The 19447-nt window shown below is 37.8% G+C and carries 22 protein-coding genes and 2 other annotated features; of the genes, 2 read left to right on the forward strand and 20 right to left on the reverse strand.

Going from position 1 to position 19447, the window contains the following annotated elements:
- Positions 1-159: 159 nt before the first annotated feature.
- From AC3WSO_RS17750 to AC3WSO_RS17825, 16 genes are all read right to left on the reverse strand, one after another.
- A complete protein-coding gene (locus tag AC3WSO_RS17750; RefSeq protein WP_492532647.1) occupies positions 160-615 on the reverse strand; it encodes an ACT domain-containing protein in 456 nt (151 codons plus the stop codon).
- A 24-nt stretch (positions 616-639) separates the two neighbouring features.
- The gene (gene obgE, locus AC3WSO_RS17755; protein WP_492532649.1) at positions 640-1929 is read right to left on the reverse strand and encodes a GTPase ObgE; all 1290 of its coding nucleotides are present in this window, start codon (positions 1927-1929) and stop codon (positions 640-642) included.
- Between the two features lie 5 nt (positions 1930-1934).
- Entirely contained in the window at positions 1935-2462 is a 528-nt protein-coding gene (locus AC3WSO_RS17760) for a Spo0B domain-containing protein (protein WP_492532651.1), read from the reverse strand.
- Between the two features lie 137 nt (positions 2463-2599).
- On the reverse strand, positions 2600-2899 hold the full coding sequence (gene rpmA / locus AC3WSO_RS17765; protein ID WP_079563575.1) for a 50S ribosomal protein L27: 300 nt from the start codon (positions 2897-2899) through the stop codon (positions 2600-2602).
- Positions 2896-3252 carry a ribosomal-processing cysteine protease Prp gene (locus AC3WSO_RS17770; RefSeq protein WP_079563574.1) on the reverse strand — a complete coding sequence of 119 codons (357 nt, stop codon included), beginning with the start codon at positions 3250-3252 and terminating at the stop codon, positions 2896-2898. Before AC3WSO_RS17770 ends, rpmA begins: the two co-directional genes overlap by 4 nt.
- Positions 3253-3268: 16 nt before the next feature.
- Entirely contained in the window at positions 3269-3577 is a 309-nt protein-coding gene (rplU, locus tag AC3WSO_RS17775) for a 50S ribosomal protein L21 (RefSeq protein ID WP_036124117.1), read from the reverse strand.
- Between the two features lie 14 nt (positions 3578-3591).
- Positions 3592-3667: a sequence feature (ribosomal protein L21 leader region), on the reverse strand.
- Between the two features lie 45 nt (positions 3668-3712).
- Complete coding sequence (locus AC3WSO_RS17780; protein ID WP_492532652.1) at positions 3713-4324, reverse strand: zinc metalloprotease; 612 nt, start codon at positions 4322-4324, stop codon at positions 3713-3715.
- The gene (locus tag AC3WSO_RS17785; protein WP_492532654.1) at positions 4314-4868 is read right to left on the reverse strand and encodes a peptidoglycan DD-metalloendopeptidase family protein; all 555 of its coding nucleotides are present in this window, start codon (positions 4866-4868) and stop codon (positions 4314-4316) included. The genes AC3WSO_RS17780 and AC3WSO_RS17785 overlap by 11 nt, the downstream gene beginning before the upstream one ends.
- A 93-nt stretch (positions 4869-4961) precedes the next feature.
- A complete protein-coding gene (minD, locus tag AC3WSO_RS17790) occupies positions 4962-5759 on the reverse strand; it encodes a septum site-determining protein MinD (protein ID WP_492532656.1) in 798 nt (265 codons plus the stop codon).
- 1 nt (position 5760) lies between these two features.
- Positions 5761-6429 (reverse strand): septum site-determining protein MinC, encoded by a 669-nt coding sequence (gene minC, locus AC3WSO_RS17795; RefSeq protein ID WP_492532658.1) that lies wholly within the window; start codon positions 6427-6429, stop codon positions 5761-5763.
- A gap of 27 nt (positions 6430-6456) precedes the next feature.
- Positions 6457-6981, reverse strand: coding sequence for a rod shape-determining protein MreD (gene mreD / locus AC3WSO_RS17800; RefSeq protein ID WP_492532659.1), 525 nt, complete (start codon positions 6979-6981; stop codon positions 6457-6459).
- Complete coding sequence (mreC, locus tag AC3WSO_RS17805; RefSeq protein WP_492532660.1) at positions 6981-7892, reverse strand: rod shape-determining protein MreC; 912 nt, start codon at positions 7890-7892, stop codon at positions 6981-6983. The genes mreD and mreC overlap by 1 nt, the downstream gene beginning before the upstream one ends.
- 13 nt (positions 7893-7905) lie before the next feature.
- A complete protein-coding gene (locus tag AC3WSO_RS17810; RefSeq protein ID WP_197144832.1) occupies positions 7906-8925 on the reverse strand; it encodes a rod shape-determining protein in 1020 nt (339 codons plus the stop codon).
- A gap of 626 nt (positions 8926-9551) precedes the next feature.
- Positions 9552-10223 carry a RadC family protein gene (gene radC / locus AC3WSO_RS17815; protein ID WP_492534409.1) on the reverse strand — a complete coding sequence of 224 codons (672 nt, stop codon included), beginning with the start codon at positions 10221-10223 and terminating at the stop codon, positions 9552-9554.
- A gap of 34 nt (positions 10224-10257) precedes the next feature.
- Entirely contained in the window at positions 10258-10851 is a 594-nt protein-coding gene (locus AC3WSO_RS17820) for a Maf family protein (RefSeq protein ID WP_492532662.1), read from the reverse strand.
- Positions 10852-10950: 99 nt separating this feature from the next.
- On the reverse strand, positions 10951-11595 hold the full coding sequence (locus tag AC3WSO_RS17825) for a hypothetical protein (RefSeq protein ID WP_492532664.1): 645 nt from the start codon (positions 11593-11595) through the stop codon (positions 10951-10953).
- A 336-nt stretch (positions 11596-11931) separates the two neighbouring features.
- Between AC3WSO_RS17825 and AC3WSO_RS17830 the strand changes: the two genes are divergently transcribed.
- Complete coding sequence (locus AC3WSO_RS17830) at positions 11932-12348, forward strand: SRPBCC domain-containing protein (protein ID WP_492532665.1); 417 nt, start codon at positions 11932-11934, stop codon at positions 12346-12348.
- A 56-nt stretch (positions 12349-12404) separates the two neighbouring features.
- On the opposite strand, the gene AC3WSO_RS17835 is transcribed toward AC3WSO_RS17830, so the two are convergent.
- From AC3WSO_RS17835 to AC3WSO_RS17845, 3 genes are all read right to left on the reverse strand, one after another.
- Positions 12405-13664, reverse strand: a complete 1260-nt coding sequence (locus AC3WSO_RS17835; protein WP_492532667.1) for a bifunctional folylpolyglutamate synthase/dihydrofolate synthase — start codon at positions 13662-13664, stop codon at positions 12405-12407.
- Entirely contained in the window at positions 13661-14953 is a 1293-nt protein-coding gene (locus AC3WSO_RS17840) for a bifunctional folylpolyglutamate synthase/dihydrofolate synthase (RefSeq protein ID WP_492532668.1), read from the reverse strand. Before AC3WSO_RS17840 ends, AC3WSO_RS17835 begins: the two co-directional genes overlap by 4 nt.
- A 133-nt stretch (positions 14954-15086) precedes the next feature.
- Complete coding sequence (locus AC3WSO_RS17845; protein WP_492532669.1) at positions 15087-17732, reverse strand: valine--tRNA ligase; 2646 nt, start codon at positions 17730-17732, stop codon at positions 15087-15089.
- Positions 17733-17856: 124 nt separating this feature from the next.
- Positions 17857-18132, reverse strand: a binding site (T-box leader).
- Positions 18133-18236: 104 nt separating this feature from the next.
- On the opposite strand from AC3WSO_RS17845, the gene AC3WSO_RS17850 reads away from it, so the two are divergent.
- Positions 18237-18431: a YszA family small membrane protein gene (locus AC3WSO_RS17850; protein ID WP_490390921.1), complete on the forward strand. Its 195-nt coding sequence runs from the start codon at positions 18237-18239 to the stop codon at positions 18429-18431.
- Here AC3WSO_RS17850 and AC3WSO_RS17855 read toward each other — a convergent pair.
- On the reverse strand, positions 18408-19178 hold the full coding sequence (locus AC3WSO_RS17855) for a valyl-tRNA synthetase (protein WP_492532671.1): 771 nt from the start codon (positions 19176-19178) through the stop codon (positions 18408-18410). The two genes, AC3WSO_RS17850 and AC3WSO_RS17855, sit on opposite strands and share 24 nt — an antisense overlap.
- Between the last annotated feature and the right edge of the window lie 269 nt (positions 19179-19447).

Genomic DNA, 19447 nt, shown 5'->3' on the forward strand with positions numbered 1-19447 from the left:
TCCGGAGCCTCTTTGGTCTATCCTACTACTCTTCTCTATGAATTTTCTCTACCGATATAGAATAAGGAGCTGTCCCATGAAGTGATAATTACTTCACAAGGGACTGCTCCTTTTCAGCTTATTTACATTTTGTCAAAAATTCAAACATACTGTCAGTCATTACAATGCACCCGAACTAATTACTTCCGCTGACTCTACAAAATCCAAACGTTTAAGTTGCTGTATTAAATCATCAAGTTCACATGTCATACTAGTGACATCTAGCGACAACGTAACATTAGCACGTCCTTGAATCGGTATCGTTTGATGGATAGTCAGTATATTGCAATGCGTAATTGTCACTGTTTCTAAAAGCTTTGCAAGTGTTCCTTTACGGTCCTGAAGCTGTACAAAGACTGTTAAAATGCGTTCCTGCACAATTGAGTGAAAAGGAAATACAGCATCACGATATTTGTAAAACGCACTACGCGATAAATCCACCTGCTTTACCGCATCCCAAATGGAAGTTACCGTACCACTTGAAAGTAAGTGTTTCGCCTCCAAAGTTTTTTGCATAGCATCCGTTAAAACATCTTCACGAACTAAATAATATCGCTGATTCGCAACATTCTTCATACGCTTCCCCCTAAAACTCTTGTCTTAATCGATAAATTCAAATTCAAACTCTTGCAGACGAACAGTGTCGCCATCTTGAGCACCGCGTTCGCGTAGAGCTTCATCCACACCCATTGCACGTAATTGACGAGCAAAACGACGAATACCATCTTCACGGCTAAAGTCCGTCATTTTAAATAGGCGTTCAATTGCGTAACCACTAATGATAAATGCACCATCATCATCACGAGTAATATCGAAATCTTCACCTTTTGCTTCGTGTTTATACATTACTGTTGCATCAGATTGTTCCTCTATATCTTCGTATAGTGGGAATTCAGGCGTTACTTCAAGTAAATCAGCAATAGCAAATAATAACTCTTTTAAACCTTGACGTGAAACAGCTGAAATAGGGAAAATTTGAACGTCTTCTCCCACTTTTTTGCGGAACTCCTCTAGGTTTTCTTCTGCATCTGGCATATCCATTTTGTTAGCAACAATAATTTGTGGACGCTCAGTTAAACGAAGATTATATTGTTTAAGCTCTTCATTAATCGTTAAATAATCCTCGTACGGATCGCGGCCTTCCATTCCTGACATATCAATAACATGGACAATAACACGTGTACGTTCGATATGTCGTAAAAACTGATGACCTAACCCTACCCCTTCATGCGCTCCTTCAATAAGACCAGGTAAATCTGCCATCGCAAAGCTTCGATGATCGTCTGTTTCAATCATCCCTAAATTCGGGACAATTGTTGTAAAATGATATGCACCAATTTTTGGTTTCGCAGCAGAAACAACTGATAAAAGCGTTGATTTACCAACACTTGGGAAACCTACTAGTCCTACATCTGCTAAAACTTTTAACTCTAATATAACATTTAATTCTTGTCCTGGCTCACCTTTTTCAGAAAGTTCTGGCGCTGGATTTGCAGGTGTTGCAAAGCGTGAATTCCCACGTCCGCCACGGCCAGATTTAGCGATAATCGCTTGTTGACCATGCTCAACTAAATCTGCAATAACAGCACCTGTTTCTTCGTTCATTACGACTGTACCTGGTGGTACTTTAACGATTAAATCGTCTGCACGTTTACCATGCATTCCTTTACTCATACCGTGCTCACCACGGTCAGCCTTGAAGTGGCGTTTGTAGCGGAAATCCATTAATGTTCGTAAGCCCTCTTCAACTTCAAACACTACGTTACCACCATGTCCACCATCACCACCAGCTGGACCACCATTCGGTACATATTTTTCTCGGCGGAAGGCTACCATTCCATCCCCACCGTCGCCACCTTTTACATAAATCTTAACGTGATCGACAAACATTTAGTTCACTCCCTATTTGCTTTCAACACATATTGCCAGCACGTATTCGTCTGTTCAATTGTCTGAATGTCTAATTGTTTCAAACCTTTTTCGGTGAATGCATCAGCACTCCATTGCCCATTTAGCGTGAATGTCACGGCAAATGTATGATCGTCAACACGTACATCGAGCGCTAAGCTCTGCTCTGTAAATGGATCTAATGTATCATAAACATGCATAACTGTTTTGTTTAAGTAATCTACAACTTCCGAATCAATCGCATTTGTGACAGGCATTTTTATATCACCACTAAGCTTCATTGGCAATGAAGGATAGCGCCAACCTGCCGTTTGCAGCCATTCGATTGTTTGCGGTAATTGTATTCGATTAAGGATAGAAAGTACTTGTAACTGTTCTGAATAATTTTGAATAAGTTTTTTTGATTCATCAATTCTACCTAAATCTAAATTCATGCGAATAAGCTGAAGCTGATTCACATAATCATGATTTGCAAAACGTATTACTTCACTAATGGTTAGTGATTGATTGTTCATCCCATTCACTCCAATAAAGTTATCCTTACTAGTATAACAAGTTTTGCTGTATTTTTCCCTTAAATCTTCATCGAAATTTAGCCAAAAAAAGGACTGCAATAAATGCAGTCCTCCGCTTTATGTTATCTTATAAAAGATTAAGCTTCTTGTGTTGCTGGGTATACAGATACTTGTTTGCGATCGCGACCTAAACGTTCGAATTTTACAACGCCGTCAACTTTAGCAAATAGTGTATCGTCACCACCACGACCTACGTTTGTACCTGGGTAAATTTTTGTACCGCGTTGACGGTAAAGAATTGAACCACCAGTTACGAATTGGCCATCAGCACGTTTAGCACCAAGTCGTTTAGACTCAGAGTCACGTCCGTTTTTAGTAGAACCTACACCTTTTTTAGATGCGAAAAATTGTAAGTCTAAAGTTAATAATAATTTCATTGTGTTCCACCTCCTACTTGGTTGTAGTTGATTTGGATATATTGTCCGTAATTTTGCACCATAGAATACACTTGGGCTGTCATTACTTGGACAATTAACTGTAGTTTTGCATCAATCTCAGGCTCTAAATCTGATGGTAAGTCTACTTTAAGATAGCCTCCACCTTCAGCAGCTTGTTCGACTTCTGGCTGTAATTGTAATAGTGCATAAATAGCATTCACCGTACCTATGGCAATGGTAGATGCTCCTGCACATACTAAATCCTTACCAGATTCATCGTATTCCGCATGTCCTGAAAATTCAAATGCTGACACATGTCTATTTTCATTGTGATGAATCGTAACTTGTATCATTCGCTACACCTCATAATTAAGCGTTGATAGCTTCAACAACTAATTTTGTGTAAGGTTGACGGTGACCTTGTTTACGACGGTAGTTCTTTTTAGCTTTCAATTTGAAAACAACGATTTTTTTCGCACGGCCTTCTTTCACAACTTTCGCTGTTACAGTAGCGCCTTCTACGAATGGAGCTCCAACTTTAACGTTTTCGCCACCTACGAATAAAACTTTATCAAAAGTTACAACCTCGTCAGCTTCTACACCTAATTTTTCAACATAGATTTCTTGACCAGCTTCTACTTTGATTTGTTTACCACCAGTTTCAATAATTGCGTACATTTTACTGCACCTCCTCATAGACTCAGACTCGCCTGTTTATAAAGGTGATCATACGATACTTAAACCTTTCCAGTGCGGTTGTAGTAGCACAGGTGCTACAAACAATAACATTAAAATATTACCACACGATTTCTATCAAGTCAATCTTTTCATTACATATTTCTCAAATGCTAAACGATATTTTCGATAATTCCATTCCTTTAACACTTGAAGCCATATAAATAAACATAAAATTGCTATAAAAATAGATTGTGGGAGGTAACATAAAGTTATCATGAATAGTATAAAGGCAATTATAAGAGAAAGCCAGTAGTAACATTCAAACGCACGAACACTTGGATTGAATAAAAATAAGCACGCTAAAAATATTCTGCCACCGTCCAACGGAATAATCGGTATAACATTGATTGCTAATAGCACAAGTTGCACATTAATAAGCTTGGTCGCAAGCAGTTCTGGCATAAAAAAAGCGAGGCCAATCCCTAATATTGTAGCGATTGGTCCCCCTAAGGCAATCCAAAGGAGTGACGTTGCTGGCACAGCCGCTGGATTTTCAAATTCTATTTCCCCTCCGTAAGGTGTAATAACGCATGATTTTACACTAACGCCACAAAGCATCGCCATTAACAAATGACCTGCTTCATGCCATAATAATGAAGATAAAATAATAGCGTAATAAGCAATTTGACCAGTAAAAATCATTAAAAATACGAGAGGGATACATAGAAGATGCAGTTTAATTTTCATTGGACTCCGCTGTTTCAAGCCACTGTACAATCTGCTCCAAATTATATTGTGCCTTATCTTTCTCAATTGAGATATAGAGTTGCCCCGTCTCTTTCATGCCGATTAAATCGTTTGCCTGCACTGTTGTGTATGGAAGTTGTGCTAAACTATCTAGCATACCATAGGATACAGTTGTACCATCGTCATAACTGATTGTCATTGTTTTACCAGTATATTTTGTATGGCCGGTAAAAACGACAAGACCACTCTTTCCAGCATAAACCGGTAAGCCCATGTCATATTGCAATAAAAAGCCTTCCTTAAAAACTTCCGCATTGGCAAATGTTAATAGTTCAGTTTGTCCAACATCACTCGATACTAAAATTGTTGCATCATCTTTATTTAGCCAGCTTTGTCCGAGCTCGCTTAAATAAGTCAAATCAGCTGATGTTGTAACAAGTTTTCGCACCGGTGTTTCCAATATACCTTGATCCTCTAAACGAATTACTAGCAGAGTTGCTGCCACAAGTAATATCGCGACCAACCATTTCCATTTTTTAAACAAGCCCTCATCCTTTTTTCACACTATATGAGCTTGCATGTCCATTCATGCACAAAGAAAAAACCTTCTCGTACAAATGCACGAAAAGGTTGATAATTATTTTGAAAATAACGCTTTTAGTTTTGAAAATACACCTTTATGTTCTTCTTCAATGGCCATAAGTGGTACAGACTCTCCAAGTATTCTTCGAGCAATATTACGGTAGCCAAGAGATGCTTTATTAGCAGGATCCATTACTACTGGTTCACCTTTATTGGACGATGAAATAACCCCTTCATTATCTACAATGATTCCTAATAAATCTATAGACAAATGTGTTGTAATTTCATTCACATCCAAAGTATCACCGCTTTTCATCATATGCTGGCGAATACGGTTAATAATTAGTTTAGGTGCTGTAATTTCTTCCTGTTCGAGTAAGCCAATAATTCGATCTGCATCACGCACAGCAGAAATCTCTGGCGTTGTTACTACAATTGCATGATCAGCACCAGCAACCGCATTGCGATAGCCTTGTTCAATGCCCGCTGGACAATCTATTAAAACATAATCATAATCTCTTTTTAATTCTTCTACTAAGCTCTTCATTTGCTCAGGTTTAACAGCATTTTTATCTGTCGTTTGAGCAGCAGGTAATAAAAATAGTTTTTCATCTACACGTTTATCTTTTATTAGCGCTTGATGAATCTTACAGCGCCCTTCAACAACATCTACTAAGTCATAAATAATTCGATTCTCAAGACCTAAAATCACGTCCAAATTACGTAAGCCAATATCTGTATCTACTAAACATACTTTTTTACCTTGTAGAGCCAATGCAGTCCCAAGGTTAGCCGTTGTCGTCGTTTTTCCGACACCGCCTTTACCTGAAGTTATGACGATCGCTTCTCCCACACTAGCTTCCTCCCTTAGACACATTTAACAATGGTCGAATATTTTTTAACGCGTGAATTTGATCGTACGTAATGCGCCCATCATAGCCAATAAATGCACAAGCCATCTCTTCTTGATTAATCGTTTTTACATGTTCGTCTGACATTGCCTGAACCTGATCAGCAATCATGATATGTGTGGCTTCAAAACAAGATGCTGCAATAATTGCTTCCTTATTACCATGAACACCAGCATGTGCAATTCCTTTAAGTTTACCTAGGACATACACATTGCCAGCTGCTTCTACACGCCCATTCGGATTGACATTCCCTACGATAATAATATCGCCTGGCGAACGAAGAACTTGACCCGATCTGACCACACCTAAATATGTATCTTGTTGACTTTCAATCCTTTTCTGGTTGCTCTCATGGACAGTCAGTACTTCACTTTGCACCTTTGAAACGATTAGTTGCTCTGTTTCCTGAACAATTTTAATAAGCTCTTTGATTTGTTCATCAGAACAGTATCGATAGCCCAAGTATAATTGTACATCTACTTTACTATCGATACCGCTCTCTGAAACTTTCTTTTTAAGCTCTTCTACTAAATCGACATACGCACATTGATCGTCTAAATGAAGAACAAATCCATCCTTTGTTCCCTTCATATTAACTAACTGTTTTTTCATGAATGCCTCACCCCACGTTGCTCTTTGTTAAGAAACTTCACGTGCTCTCTGTAAGACACGCGCATTAATCAGATACTTGAAGGCCCAACCAAGAATCACTAAAAATAGTGCATTAGCAATGATCGTTGGCAGTAGTCGTGAACGTAAGAAATCCGAAAATGGAATCGTTGTAAAGTCGATAAGATAGAAGAATTGATAGAGTATAAATTCTAAAATTGCTACTAACACAACTGAAATCGTCGTTGTCACAACTAAGTGCTGATGAATAACTTTCACAATTGACCCTGCTAAAAAACATACTAACGGAAACAGTACTGAATATAATCCAATAATATCAATGTAAAACACATCATACAAGACACCAAAAAAAAGTCCATACATTACCGCTCGTTGACGGCTGTAATAGATGGATATAAATATTAAATATAAGATTAAAAATCTAGGGACCAAATAATAGATTTGCCCTTTCACTTCAATCGGTGAAAGCATAGCAAACTCTGGTTCTAGTAAAAATAGTAAAACTGCCACAGAGGGAATGAGAAATCGAACCATTATTCAACCTCCTCGTTACCCTGTGGTGGATGTGTTAAATCTCCGTTCGATGCATTGCCATCAGATCCATCTATCACCGTAGATGAACGTTTAGCAATAACAACATAATCTAAAATTGAAAAATCAGCAGATGGTTTTACATAAGCCATTTTCGTTAAGCCAAAATCATCTGTACTTACTTCAGTTATTTCACCGATTGGCACATTCTTTGGGAAAACACCGCCAAGCCCCGATGAAACTACTTGTTGACCTTTTTTAACTGTTAAACTTGAATCGATTCGCTTCATGATGAGTTCATTACGCTCTTTATCATAGCCCTCAATTAAACCGTATGCTTGTTTATCTCCTGGAACCATCGCAGAAACACGATAGTTTGGATTATTTGTATATAAAAGCTCTACCTCAGAGGTAAAAGGCGTTACTAAAGTAACTTTACCGATTAAACCTTTCGCTGTCATAACTGCCATATTTTTTTCTACACCGTGTGAAGATCCTTTATCTAAAATAATTTTTTCTTCCCACTGGTCAGGATTTCTAGCAATAACTGTGGCATGAATCGGATCATATGCTTTTAAGCTTTCCGATTTGTCCATAAGCTCTTGAAACTTTTTAATATCAGATTTCAAGTCCGATGCCTCAGCTTGTACAGCAACAAATTCATCTAAGCGTGCTTTTAAACGTTTATTTTCTTCGTACGTGTTTAAGAGGGAATCAATACTATCAAAAACACCAGCAATATAATTCGCCGGCTTCGCAACAATAGATTGTGCGACGCCGACAGTGTCTTTAATAATTTGCTCTGGTAAAGTTGCATTCGTCCGTTCACGTAATGAGAAGCTAATCAATGCCACAAGAAAAACCATGCCCACGAGCAGCAAAATTAATTTCTTATTGAAAAAAAAGTGTGGCATTGCCTAAACCTCCTTACCCTTTAACTTGTTGTTGACGAATTAAGTCAATATGTTCTAGAGCTTTACCTGTACCAATAGCAACACAGTCTAGTGGATCTTCTGCGATAAATACTGGCATATTAGTTTCTTGGCTAATAACTTTGTCTAAGTTTGTTAATAGCGCACCACCACCTGTTAGAACAATTCCGCGTTCCATTACGTCTGCAGATAATTCAGGAGGTGTTTGTTCAAGCGTTTTTCGAACTCCATCAATAATAGATGCTACCGCTTCACGTAAAGATTCAGAAATTTCCTGTGATGAAATTTCGATCGTTTTCGGTAAACCTGTTAAAAGATCGCGTCCTCTAATTTCCATTTTTTCTTCTGGACCTTCAGCCAATGCTGTACCAATTTCCATTTTCACTGCTTCTGCAGTACGTTCACCGATTGTTAAGTTATATGTTTTACGAATATACGAAATAATGGATTGGTCCATTGCATCCCCGCCGACACGCACAGATTCACTTGTTACAATACCACCTAATGAAATAACCGCTACCTCTGTTGTACCACCACCGATATCAACGACCATTGACCCTGTTGGATCCCATACTGGTAAGTTTGAACCGATCGCTGCTGCAAATGGCTCTTCAATTGTAAATGCTTCTTTAGCACCTGCTTGGCGAGCAGCATCAATAACCGCACGTTGTTCAACCGATGTAATACCGTAAGGCACACAAATCATAACATTTGGTTTTTTCCAATTACCACCAGAATTTTTACAAGCTTCTTTTAAATAGTATTCTATCATTGCTGTAGTAATATCAAAATCAGCAATAACGCCATCTTTCATAGGACGGATTGCTACGATTGAGCCAGGTGTACGACCAATCATATTTTTTGCATCGTTACCTACTGCAACGATATCTCCAGTTTTTGTATTTTTCGCTACGACTGAAGGTTCGCGTAAAACGATTCCCTTCCCTTTAATAAACACTAATGTATTCGCTGTGCCAAGGTCAATCCCGACATCTTTACTTCCTAATCCAAACAATTTGTGTACTCCCTTTCTATTTAAGCCATACTTTCGTTGACATCAACTTACACCCCGGCGCGTTTACACCCCGAGGCTTTATCTTCATTCACTCGGTGTTAGACACCTACTGAAAAAAACTACACACTCAATTATCTCACACCTGTTGGAATGAGAGTCTTTTTCTGAATAAAAATAAAATCATACCGTTCATTATAACGGAAAAACGCAAGAATTTGTAGTGCCACATACCTCTTCTCGCGGAAAAGATACTATTTTAATTCCCTCCCAAACAAAAACAGTACGTATAGATTAGCATATAATTTTTATTCTTGTAAGACAACGTGTAATAGGCTACCAATTTTTGTGAATATTATAGACATTTCTACGAATACAATAACGTATTCTATAAGAAAAGGTTCATTTTCATTATTAGCTTTTCGCAAAAAAATACAAAAAATTTTTTTGTGAAAAAATAGAGAGATTTAATTTTCACTAAATTTCAGAAACAAGGAACACTGTGAGGCTTCACGAAATGATTCGGTGACCACTCTACAATCTTAATTATATACCTCAACAAATCTTATTTAGCTAGAGATTGTCATCTTTAAACTAAATAAAAAAACTCTGCAAAAAGTATTGCAGAGTTAAAAATATCCTTTTTCTTTCAAACTAATAAACTGATGATCACCGATGATGAGATGATCGATTAAATCAATGCCTATAATATAACCAGCCTCTATAATTCTTCTCGTCACTTCAATATCCTCATCACTAGGTGTTGGTACGCCACTAGGATGATTATGCGCACAAATTATAGAAGCAGCAGATCTCTTTACAGCCTCGCGAAAAATCTCGCGCGGATGGACAATTGAAGCATTTAGACTGCCTATAAAAATTGTCTTTTTATGAATAATTTGATTTTTCACATTCAAAAAAAGAACGACGAAATGCTCCTGATTCAGTGAGGTCATATCAGGCATTAAATAGGTAGCGGCATCTTGTGGAGAACGAATCGTATATTTTTCATCGCTATGTTTCTGCGCTAGACGTCTACCGAGTTCAATTGCTGCTAATAACTGAATCGCTTTAACCTCACCAATCCCTCTAATAGCAACCATTTCTTCTATTGTTGCATGTTTCAAATGATGTAAACGCTCAAAAACGGTTAGTACGCGATTTGCAAGTACAAGGACAGACTCTTCTTTAGTGCCTGTCCTTAGTAAAATAGCCAGTAGCTCCTGATTCGATAAACTCATAGCTCCTTGTCTACGTAGTCTTTCACGGGGGCGATCTTCTATATGAACGTCCCGTATCATCGTCCTTTGTAAAACATCATTCGTCAAAAAAGCCTCACTCCTTCGCAAATTGGATAATATTGCGTGCTACCAATTGCGTAAACAACGCTGCAAGTGGTAAACCGACAACATTGTTATAATCTCCTTCAATTCGTTTCACTAGGAGGGTTCCAGCAGTTTGAATGCCATAACCGCCTGCTTTATCAAATGGATCTCCAGAATCTACATATGCTTCGATGAGCTCCTGCGATAAATGATGAAAGACAACATTTGTCTCTTCCACAAATGTAGTTTCATGACCATCAGGCTCAATAATGGCTACAGCTGTCATGACTGCATGACACTTCCCCGATAAGCGCAATAAGTGGGAAATTGCCTCCTCACGATTTTTTGGTTTATGGAGTAGCTCATCATCATAAACAACAATCGTATCCGCTCCAATAACCGTTGCATCTGGAGCTTTTTTTGCCACATCACGTGTTTTTAATAGAGCTACACCTTTTACATAATCTTGCATTGTAGTTACCTGAACGCTTGTCTCTTCTACTTCACTAGTTATTATGTCGAACGGAAGGGATATCATAGTAAGTAATTCCTTTCGTCGTGGTGAAGCAGAAGCAAGCACTATCTTGTGATTTGTTTTAAACATTGTCTGACCATTCCTCCTTATTAGTTATCATAACGGAGAATTTGGCATTTGAAAATTTTCTAAAAATCAAGATAATGCTTATTTCACTATCTTTTCTGCTTAAAATTTCACTTGAAGACAAGCATTTTTCGATTTGTAATGGGCCAAAACTTGTAATCGAATGATGCTGGTATCGCTTGATATAGACGAGGCTGCTGCTCCAATAGATTGCCAATCAGCAGGTAGCGTAGAATCTTTCGAATTATCCTTAAAATTTAATTTTGTTGAATTTTTGTCAGCTAGCACAGACGGAAGCTCTGCAAGAGTTGCCTCCTTACAACTGTCGCCAGTCAAAGTGAATGCTTTTTTAAATGTTGCAGGATCTTTTAAGAAAACAAGTTGACTTTCATCTGTTACCACACTTGTCCAAATGTGAAATTTTCCATCGACCTCGACAATGGCACTTTCTTTTAATGAAGGGTGTTCAGATACAAATGCGCTTGCACTTTCATAATTTGAGTAGACCCCTGCTTGACTAGCAAAAAGCATGGGACCGTTCGTTGCTCCTCCCGCTGTCGTAATGGTTTCACCTTTGGTATTACTATTACTTTTATTAGCTACCTCATTACTATCATTTTTTATAGAAAATTGAGTGCTTGCTTGAAGAATACCTAAAAAAATACCTACACCAAAAAGTCCTACTACTCCTCCAATAATCATCGCTCGAAATATTTGTTTTCTCATCACTTGACTGACAATTTTCATTCGACCATCACCTCTTTCTTTAACGTATCAAAGTAAATTTAGAAAAGACCAATTTGATATATAAGTATATGTACAAAAGGATGTGTAAATGCGAATTTACTACATTTTGATTTACTAGTTATTTTCGAGGTTTTACTGCAAAATTAAATATTTTTGTATCAAGATTTACTAAAAAAGAGGTGGATTTTTTATGCTACACTTTTGTACCTCTTTCAAAGGAGTATTCTACTGTTTAACAAAATATCATCCAAAAATTTTGAGGGTGTGCAAGGAAATAGAAAGTAGAACTAGAAATAATATTATTTACAGACAAATATTAGAAATAGAGGTAAGAAGTTGGATAATCCGAAAATTGTTGGACAAACAAAAACAGTAGGGTTTCAAGTAGGTGTTAGAAGGATGTTCCCGATTTCTCAAGAGGAAGCTTGGAAGCTAGTTACTTCACAAGATGGATTAAACGTATGGTTAGGAGAGAGTATGTTCATTATCCTTGAACCAGGACAGAATTATATTACGAAATTAGGGTCAGGAGAAATACGCGTAGTCAAACCGTTACAACAACTTCGCCTAACTTGGCAAAAGGTAGGATGGGAAAAGGCATCAACCGTACAAGTTCGTATTATACCGGGTGCAAGCAATAAAACTATTATTAGCTTTCATCAAGAAAAACTTTCTGATCAAAATGTACGAGAAGAAATGAAAAAATATTGGGAAAAAGTACTTAAGGAACTTAAAGGGAGGATACCCAAATAAAAAAATCAGGTACTCATTTTTTGATGAGTACCTGATTTATACTGGAAATATACTAACTACATGTTAATTGTTTTTAATCTACTACGTACTTCCGTTAATAAATACAATGAACCCGATACAATCGTCCTCGATTTACTTGCTGACTGTCGTTTTAAAAATTGCACATAATCTTCTAAAACTGCCTTATGTGAGGCGTTGGACAGCTCAAACATGTCGTGAGCAGCCATCGCACGGGGATTATCAAAATCAACAAAGTAAAAACAATCACATGCTTGCTCAAATAGTTGCAAAATCTCTTTTACAGCCTTATCTGCAAGTATTCCAATTACAAAAGTAATCTGCTCATCTGGGAACTCCTGCTTAATCGTTTCTACTAATTTCTCAGCACTCGCTGGATTATGCGCACCGTCTAAAACAATATAAGGCATAATTTCTTCAAAACGGCCTAAAATGGTTGCGTTTTTTACAGCCTTTTGAATAGCTTCTTCACTAACTTGTAACTCCAATGCGGTCGCTACTTCAAAAAAGGCTGTAATAGCAAGTGCCATATTATTCGCCTGATGTGCTCCCTTTATAGTACGTGTAAGCTTTGTAATACGGAGGCCCTTGTCATTATGCACATAACTCTCTCCATCTTTCTCTTGCTCCACATAAAACTGGTGATTTAGCTCAAAAACAGATGCATGTTTTTTGCTAGCTTCCTGGTAGACTATATTTTTCGCTTCTATCGGTAAATCGCCGATAACAACTGGATAATACGGCTTAATTATTCCGGCTTTATGGTAGGCAATACTTTCAATCGTATCTCCTAAAAAATTCGTATGCTCTAATGCGATACTCGGTATGATAGAGGCAATTGGTGTGACCACATTCGTACTATCAAGTAAGCCACCCATCCCAGCTTCAATAAGGGCGATATCAACATTACTAGCAACAAAATGTAAAAATGTTGCAACCGTTAAAAGTTCAAAATCTGTTAGTTTCCCACTAAGTCCGGCTACCTGCATTTGTTGGAATACAAGATTCATTTCAGCTTCTGTAATAGCTTGACCGTCTACTTGAATTTGATCATGCACGTCCAAAATACAAGGAGACATAAATTTACCAACACGTAACCCATGTTCCTTGGCGATTGATTCTAGAAAAGTAAGTGTCGAGCCTTTACCGTTAGTCCCTGCTAAATGTACGACTTGCAATTTGTTTTCTGGATTACCTACTCGCACCAATGCTTCTTCAATCGCAGTTAAACCAGGTTTAATAACATCATCACTTTGAACATTCCATTTTTCCTTATAGCTATTCCATTTAGGGATCATCTTTGTTCCCCCTGTAGCCATTGTCGAACTTCAGCTATAAAATACAAGGACCCTGTAATGACGATAACATCCTCATCATTTCTTTGATTTAGCATCATTTGAACCATTTCACACCAATTCGCATTATATATTTTATTCGTATTTGTAGATAATGCTGCTAATTGATCAGCAGGCATAGCATTTGGAAGCTTAATTTGAGTAAATGCAATTGATGTAGCAATACTGTCCATTAAAGCAATACTTTTCGCATGATCTTTATCCGATAATGCTGCATATATAAATCGATAGTTTTGGTGCGGATAAACCGTTTTAAGAGTTTGAATTAATGCCGCAGTTCCTTCAGAATTATGTGCCCCATCTAATATTAAAGCGCCAGGTAATTGCTCAAAACGGCCTGCCCATTGAGCTTTTGCCAAAGCTTGACGGATTGATGCATCTGAAATATCAACGGCCCCATTCTCTCTTAACATTAAGATCGCCGTAATCGCAACGCTTGCATTATTTATTTGATGCTGACCAGCCATTTTTAATGGGATAGCTTCCACCTCCACATTTGCTTTACGGTAATTAAAATATTGCATATCAGTTCCTTGTTCAATATTTTCAACCGTAAAATCCTTCCCTAAAACAAAGCATGGGGCATGACGCTCATTTGCTACCTCACGAATAACAGAAATTGCCTCTTCACTTTTAACGCCCACTACAACAGGTACATTTTCTTTAATAATTCCCGCTTTCTCAAACGCTACTTTAGCTATTGTATCTCCTAAAAACGCAGTATGTTCTAATGAAATCGTTGTAATAATTGAAATTTGAGGCGTAACGACATTCGTAGCATCTAAACGTCCACCAAGTCCCGTTTCAATCAGCGCAAAATCCACTTCTTCATCCGCAAAATATTGGTACATAATAAGTGTTACCACTTCAAAAAAGCTCGGAAATTCACCTTCATAATGTGTCTCTATAATCTCAGCAACTTTGTTCATATAGTGTAAAAATTGCGCATCATTAATTTGCATACCATTAATAGTCATACGTTCATTAACACGCTCTAAATGAGGTGAAGTAAAGGCGCCTACTTTGTAGCCAGTAAGTTGTAACATTTCTCTTAGCGCATTCACTGTTGACCCCTTACCATTTGAGCCTGCTAAATGGATAACACGTAGCTTGTCCTGTGGGTTATTAAGAAAAGCTAATATCTCTCGCATCAATACGAGCGGAGCACGTTTATGATCAACTGCCTTTAACGTAAAAATATAATCTGTACATTCTTTCATCGTTTTAAACAAAAGAAACACTCCCTCTTACTACATTATCTCTATTTTAGTATAAATAACGCCTAATACACATACTTTTCGTAAAAACTTACACTTGCATGAAAGAAAAAACAGCGGATGACAATTGCCATCCGCTGTCTCAATCTTACATATTTTTTAGTTCTTCTAAACGTTTTAATACAACCGCATGTTTACTTTCGTAATCGGCTAATTTCTCACGCTCCGCATTAACTAATGCTTCCGGCGCTTTAGACACGAATTTTTCATTCGATAACTTACCATTCACAAGCTTTACTTCTTTTGCCCATTTTTCTAATTCTTTTTCAAGTCGAGCAATTTCTTCTTCTAGATTAATAAGTCCAACAAGTGGTAGGAATAGTTCTGCCCCAGTTACTACTGCTGTCATTGACTGACCAGGTGCTTCTAAGTTTTCTCCAATTGTTAGTGATTCTGGATTACAGAATTTTTCTAAATATGCTTTATTCGCTTCTAGTACTGTAACCGTTGTAGCATCCTTCGCTGAAATATATAGTGGCACTTTTTTGCTCATCGGTGTATTTACTTCCGCACGAATATTACGTACTGAACGTATAATATCCATTAGGAGCTTCATATTGTCTGCTTCCTCTGCAAAATGAAGATCCGCACGAACAGTTGGCCATGCTGCCACTGTAATTGATTCACCTTCATGAGGTAAGTGCTGCCAGATTTCTTCTGTAATGAATGGCATGAATGGATGTAATAGACGCATAGTTTGGTCTAAAACGTAAGCTAAAATAGAACGAGTCGTTTTCTTAGCTGCTTCGTCATCACCATATAACGGTAATTTAGCCATTTCAATGTACCAAGAACAGAAATCATCCCAAATAAAGTTATATAGCTCACGGCCTACTTCACCAAATTCATAACGTTCTGCAAGAGATGTTACACGTTCAATTGTTTCATTTAAGCGAGTAAGAATCCATTTATCGGCAACTGATTTTTCACCAGTTAAGTCGATTTCATCATATGTCATACCTTCCATATTCATTAAAGCAAAACGAGAGGCATTCCAAATTTTATTTGCAAAGTTCCATACTGACTCTACTTTTTCAGTTGTATAGCGTAAATCTTGACCAGGAGAAGATCCAGTAGCTAAGAAGTAACGTAATGAATCAGCACCATACTGATCAATAACGTCCATAGGGTCTACACCATTGCCAAGTGATTTACTCATCTTGCGTCCTTCCCCATCACGTACTAAACCGTGAATTAATACATCTTTGAATGGGCGCTGACCTGTAAATTCAAGACCTTGGAAGATCATGCGAGAAACCCAGAAGAAAATAATATCATAACCAGTTACAAGTGTGCTTGTTGGATAGTAACGCTTAAATTCTTCGTTAGTCTCATCTGGCCAACCCATTGTAGAAAATGGCCATAGTGCTGACGAGAACCATGTATCTAATACGTCTTCATCTTGCGTCCAATTTTCTGCATCTACTGGTGCTTCTTTACCTACGTAAACTTCACCTGTTTCATTGTGATACCAAGCAGGGATTTGATGACCCCACCATAATTGACGAGAGATACACCAGTCACGAATGTTTTCCATCCAGCGAGAATATGTGTTTTCAAAACGAGATGGTACAAAGTTTACTTGCCCTTCTTCATCTTTTTGAAGAGTAAGTGAAGCATCAGCAAGTGGTTGCATTTTTACGAACCATTGTGCAGAAAGATATGGCTCTACAACAGCACCAGAACGCTCAGAGTGCCCTACAGAATGTGTATGCTCTTCAATACGAATAAGCACACCAGCTTCTTGTAAATCAGCTACGATTTGCTTACGACATTCAAAACGATCCATACCGTTATACTTGCCAGCAAGCTCGTTCATAGTACCATCTTCATTCATAACAAGAATGCGTTCTAAGTTGTGGCGGTTACCAACCTCAAAGTCATTAGGATCGTGTGCTGGTGTCATTTTTACAACCCCAGTACCGAATTCCAAATCTACGTAGTCATCTGCTACGATTGGAATTTCACGACCTACGATTGGTAAAATAACTGTTTTACCGATTAAGTGTTGATAGCGCTCATCATTCGGGTGAACAGCTACCCCAGAGTCACCTAGCATTGTTTCGGGACGTGTAGTTGCTACTTCCACATATCCTGATCCATCAGCTAATGGATATTTCATATGATAGAATGCACCTTGAATATCTTTATAGATAACTTCAATATCTGATAATGCTGTTTTTGCAGCTGGGTCCCAGTTAATAATGCGTTCGCCACGATAGATTAGGCCTTTTTCATATAATTGAACGAAAACAGTTTTAACTGCATCAGAAAGACCTTCATCAAGTGTGAAACGCTCGCGAGAGTAATCTAATCCAAGACCAAGCTTCGCCCATTGATCACGAATATGCCCAGCATATTCTTCTTTCCATTCCCATGTTTTTTCGAGGAATTTTTCACGACCTAAATCATAACGTGTAATATTTTCTTCTCGTAATTTAGCTTCTACTTTTGCTTGTGTCGCAATACCTGCATGGTCCATTCCTGGTAACCAAAGTGCATCATAACCTTGCATACGCTTCATACGAATTAAAATATCTTGTAATGTTGTATCCCAAGCATGGCCAAGGTGTAGTCTACCTGTTACATTCGGTGGTGGAATAACGATAGAATAAGGCTCCTTTTCACTTGTAGGCTGCGCCTCAAAAAATTTCCCTTGTAACCACCATTCATAACGACCTGCTTCAATGGACTGTGGATCATATTTTGTTGGCATTGAAATGTTTTCTGTCATTTTGACTCCTCCTGTTAACTTAATAATTTTTTTGGGTGAGATAGTACCAATCATTCTGTTTTTATGTCTCATGTAAAAGGACATTTACAAAAAGATTAATAAAAATAAAAAAACTCCTAACGTCAAAAAGGACGAAGGAGTTTAAGTTCGCGGTACCACCTTTAATTCCAGCAGAGGCGAGTTAAGCTATCATACGTTTCATCAGAAAAATGTACTACTTGCTTAAGCCTTTACTACTGGCTCTCAATTCGGTAACGGTGTTTAACCGGCTTTAACTACTGTTAGTTCACTAAAGCTGCTCGAGGGCTACATTCAACTAGGTACAAATAGAAACTTTTCAGCTACCGTTTCCTCTCTTAAAATGTACAAATAATTTACTCTTCCCTGTCATAGCATTTGCATTTATATTCAACTTTTTCACATTGTACCCCAAAATCGTGCAATTTTTCAAGTGATTTAGTCATTTTTTAGGAAGCACTACTAGAAAAGGAAGTGAAAATTCAAATGCGACGACGTAAGTATAATCCTTGGCTTTTACCACCATGGCTACGACAATTTCGTTTTTATTGCAAAACGATAATTGTTCCAATTTGTGCTTTTCAGTTTATACGTGTCATCATCATTCCAACATCTGGGGATTTCATCATCTTATTGCTCCTTTTACTTATATGCTATTTACTTTTGAATGAAATCATTTGAAACACGAACCTTTAGCGGTGTATAGTCTTCGGTTAAATCCCAGATCATCGATGGCACTTCATGCCAGGAACTAGATTCACGGACTACAATATTACTTGAGGACTCCCTCAACATTATTTTTGATGCAGGCTTTTCTTTTTTGTCTGAAGCAACTATTGCTTCAGACTTTTCCTTTTGAACTGCAAATGAAACAGTCTTTGATTTTTCCTCTTGTGCTGAAGCTACTGCAGCTATGGTTTTTTCTTCTTGATTCGAAGCTACTGCAGTTGTAGGTTGTTTTACTTGTGCCGTTTCTTTTGCAAGGTCCCCGTTCTCAATTTGAGCTGAGGCATTGACAGACTGTTTTTCAAAAACGTGCGCTTTTTCTAACGCAAGCTCAGGCTCATTAAAAACACTTGTAACCGTCCACTCAAGTTGACACATCTGATTCGTCAGAACAGGTCGAATATCCTTTACCATTAAATCTTCAATAGTTGCATCCTTTGGTAAATCTACATTTAAAGGAACTGCATACTCAAAATAACCAGTATCTCCTTGAATATCTAGCGTATCGATTTGTACTAATTCATCATCACCCATGTAAGCTTGCATGTCTTGAAAATCAAAGCGAACATGTGCTGTGATATGATAAATACCCATTAATCGTAGAGAATCTTCTAGCTGCGTTGTCTGCCACCGTGGCTTAATTTGTACAGCTGCTATTTCTGTTGGGCAGCCATAACCAGGAAAACAAAAAGTTTCACTCATATTCCAAGTTTTGTGTTCGATAATAATCCCTCCTCTTGCATCATATGAAGCTTCGAAGGATAGTATGCTATAGGATGATTAATCAATTTCGTCTTGGTGTATATTATGGAGCTGTCTCTTTGATCTCGCGCAAAGAGACAATGCGTTCGGATTTTGTATAGTGCCCAAAGGAAGCGGCACATCGGACGCCTCTAAGAAAGCGCCTGCCGTAACAGAAAAAAGGCATGCTAGAAAAAGTTTTCTAGCATGCCTTTTACTTGTGGTGCAAT

Source organism: Lysinibacillus sp. EB106-09-02-XG168, from assembly GCF_058791475.1.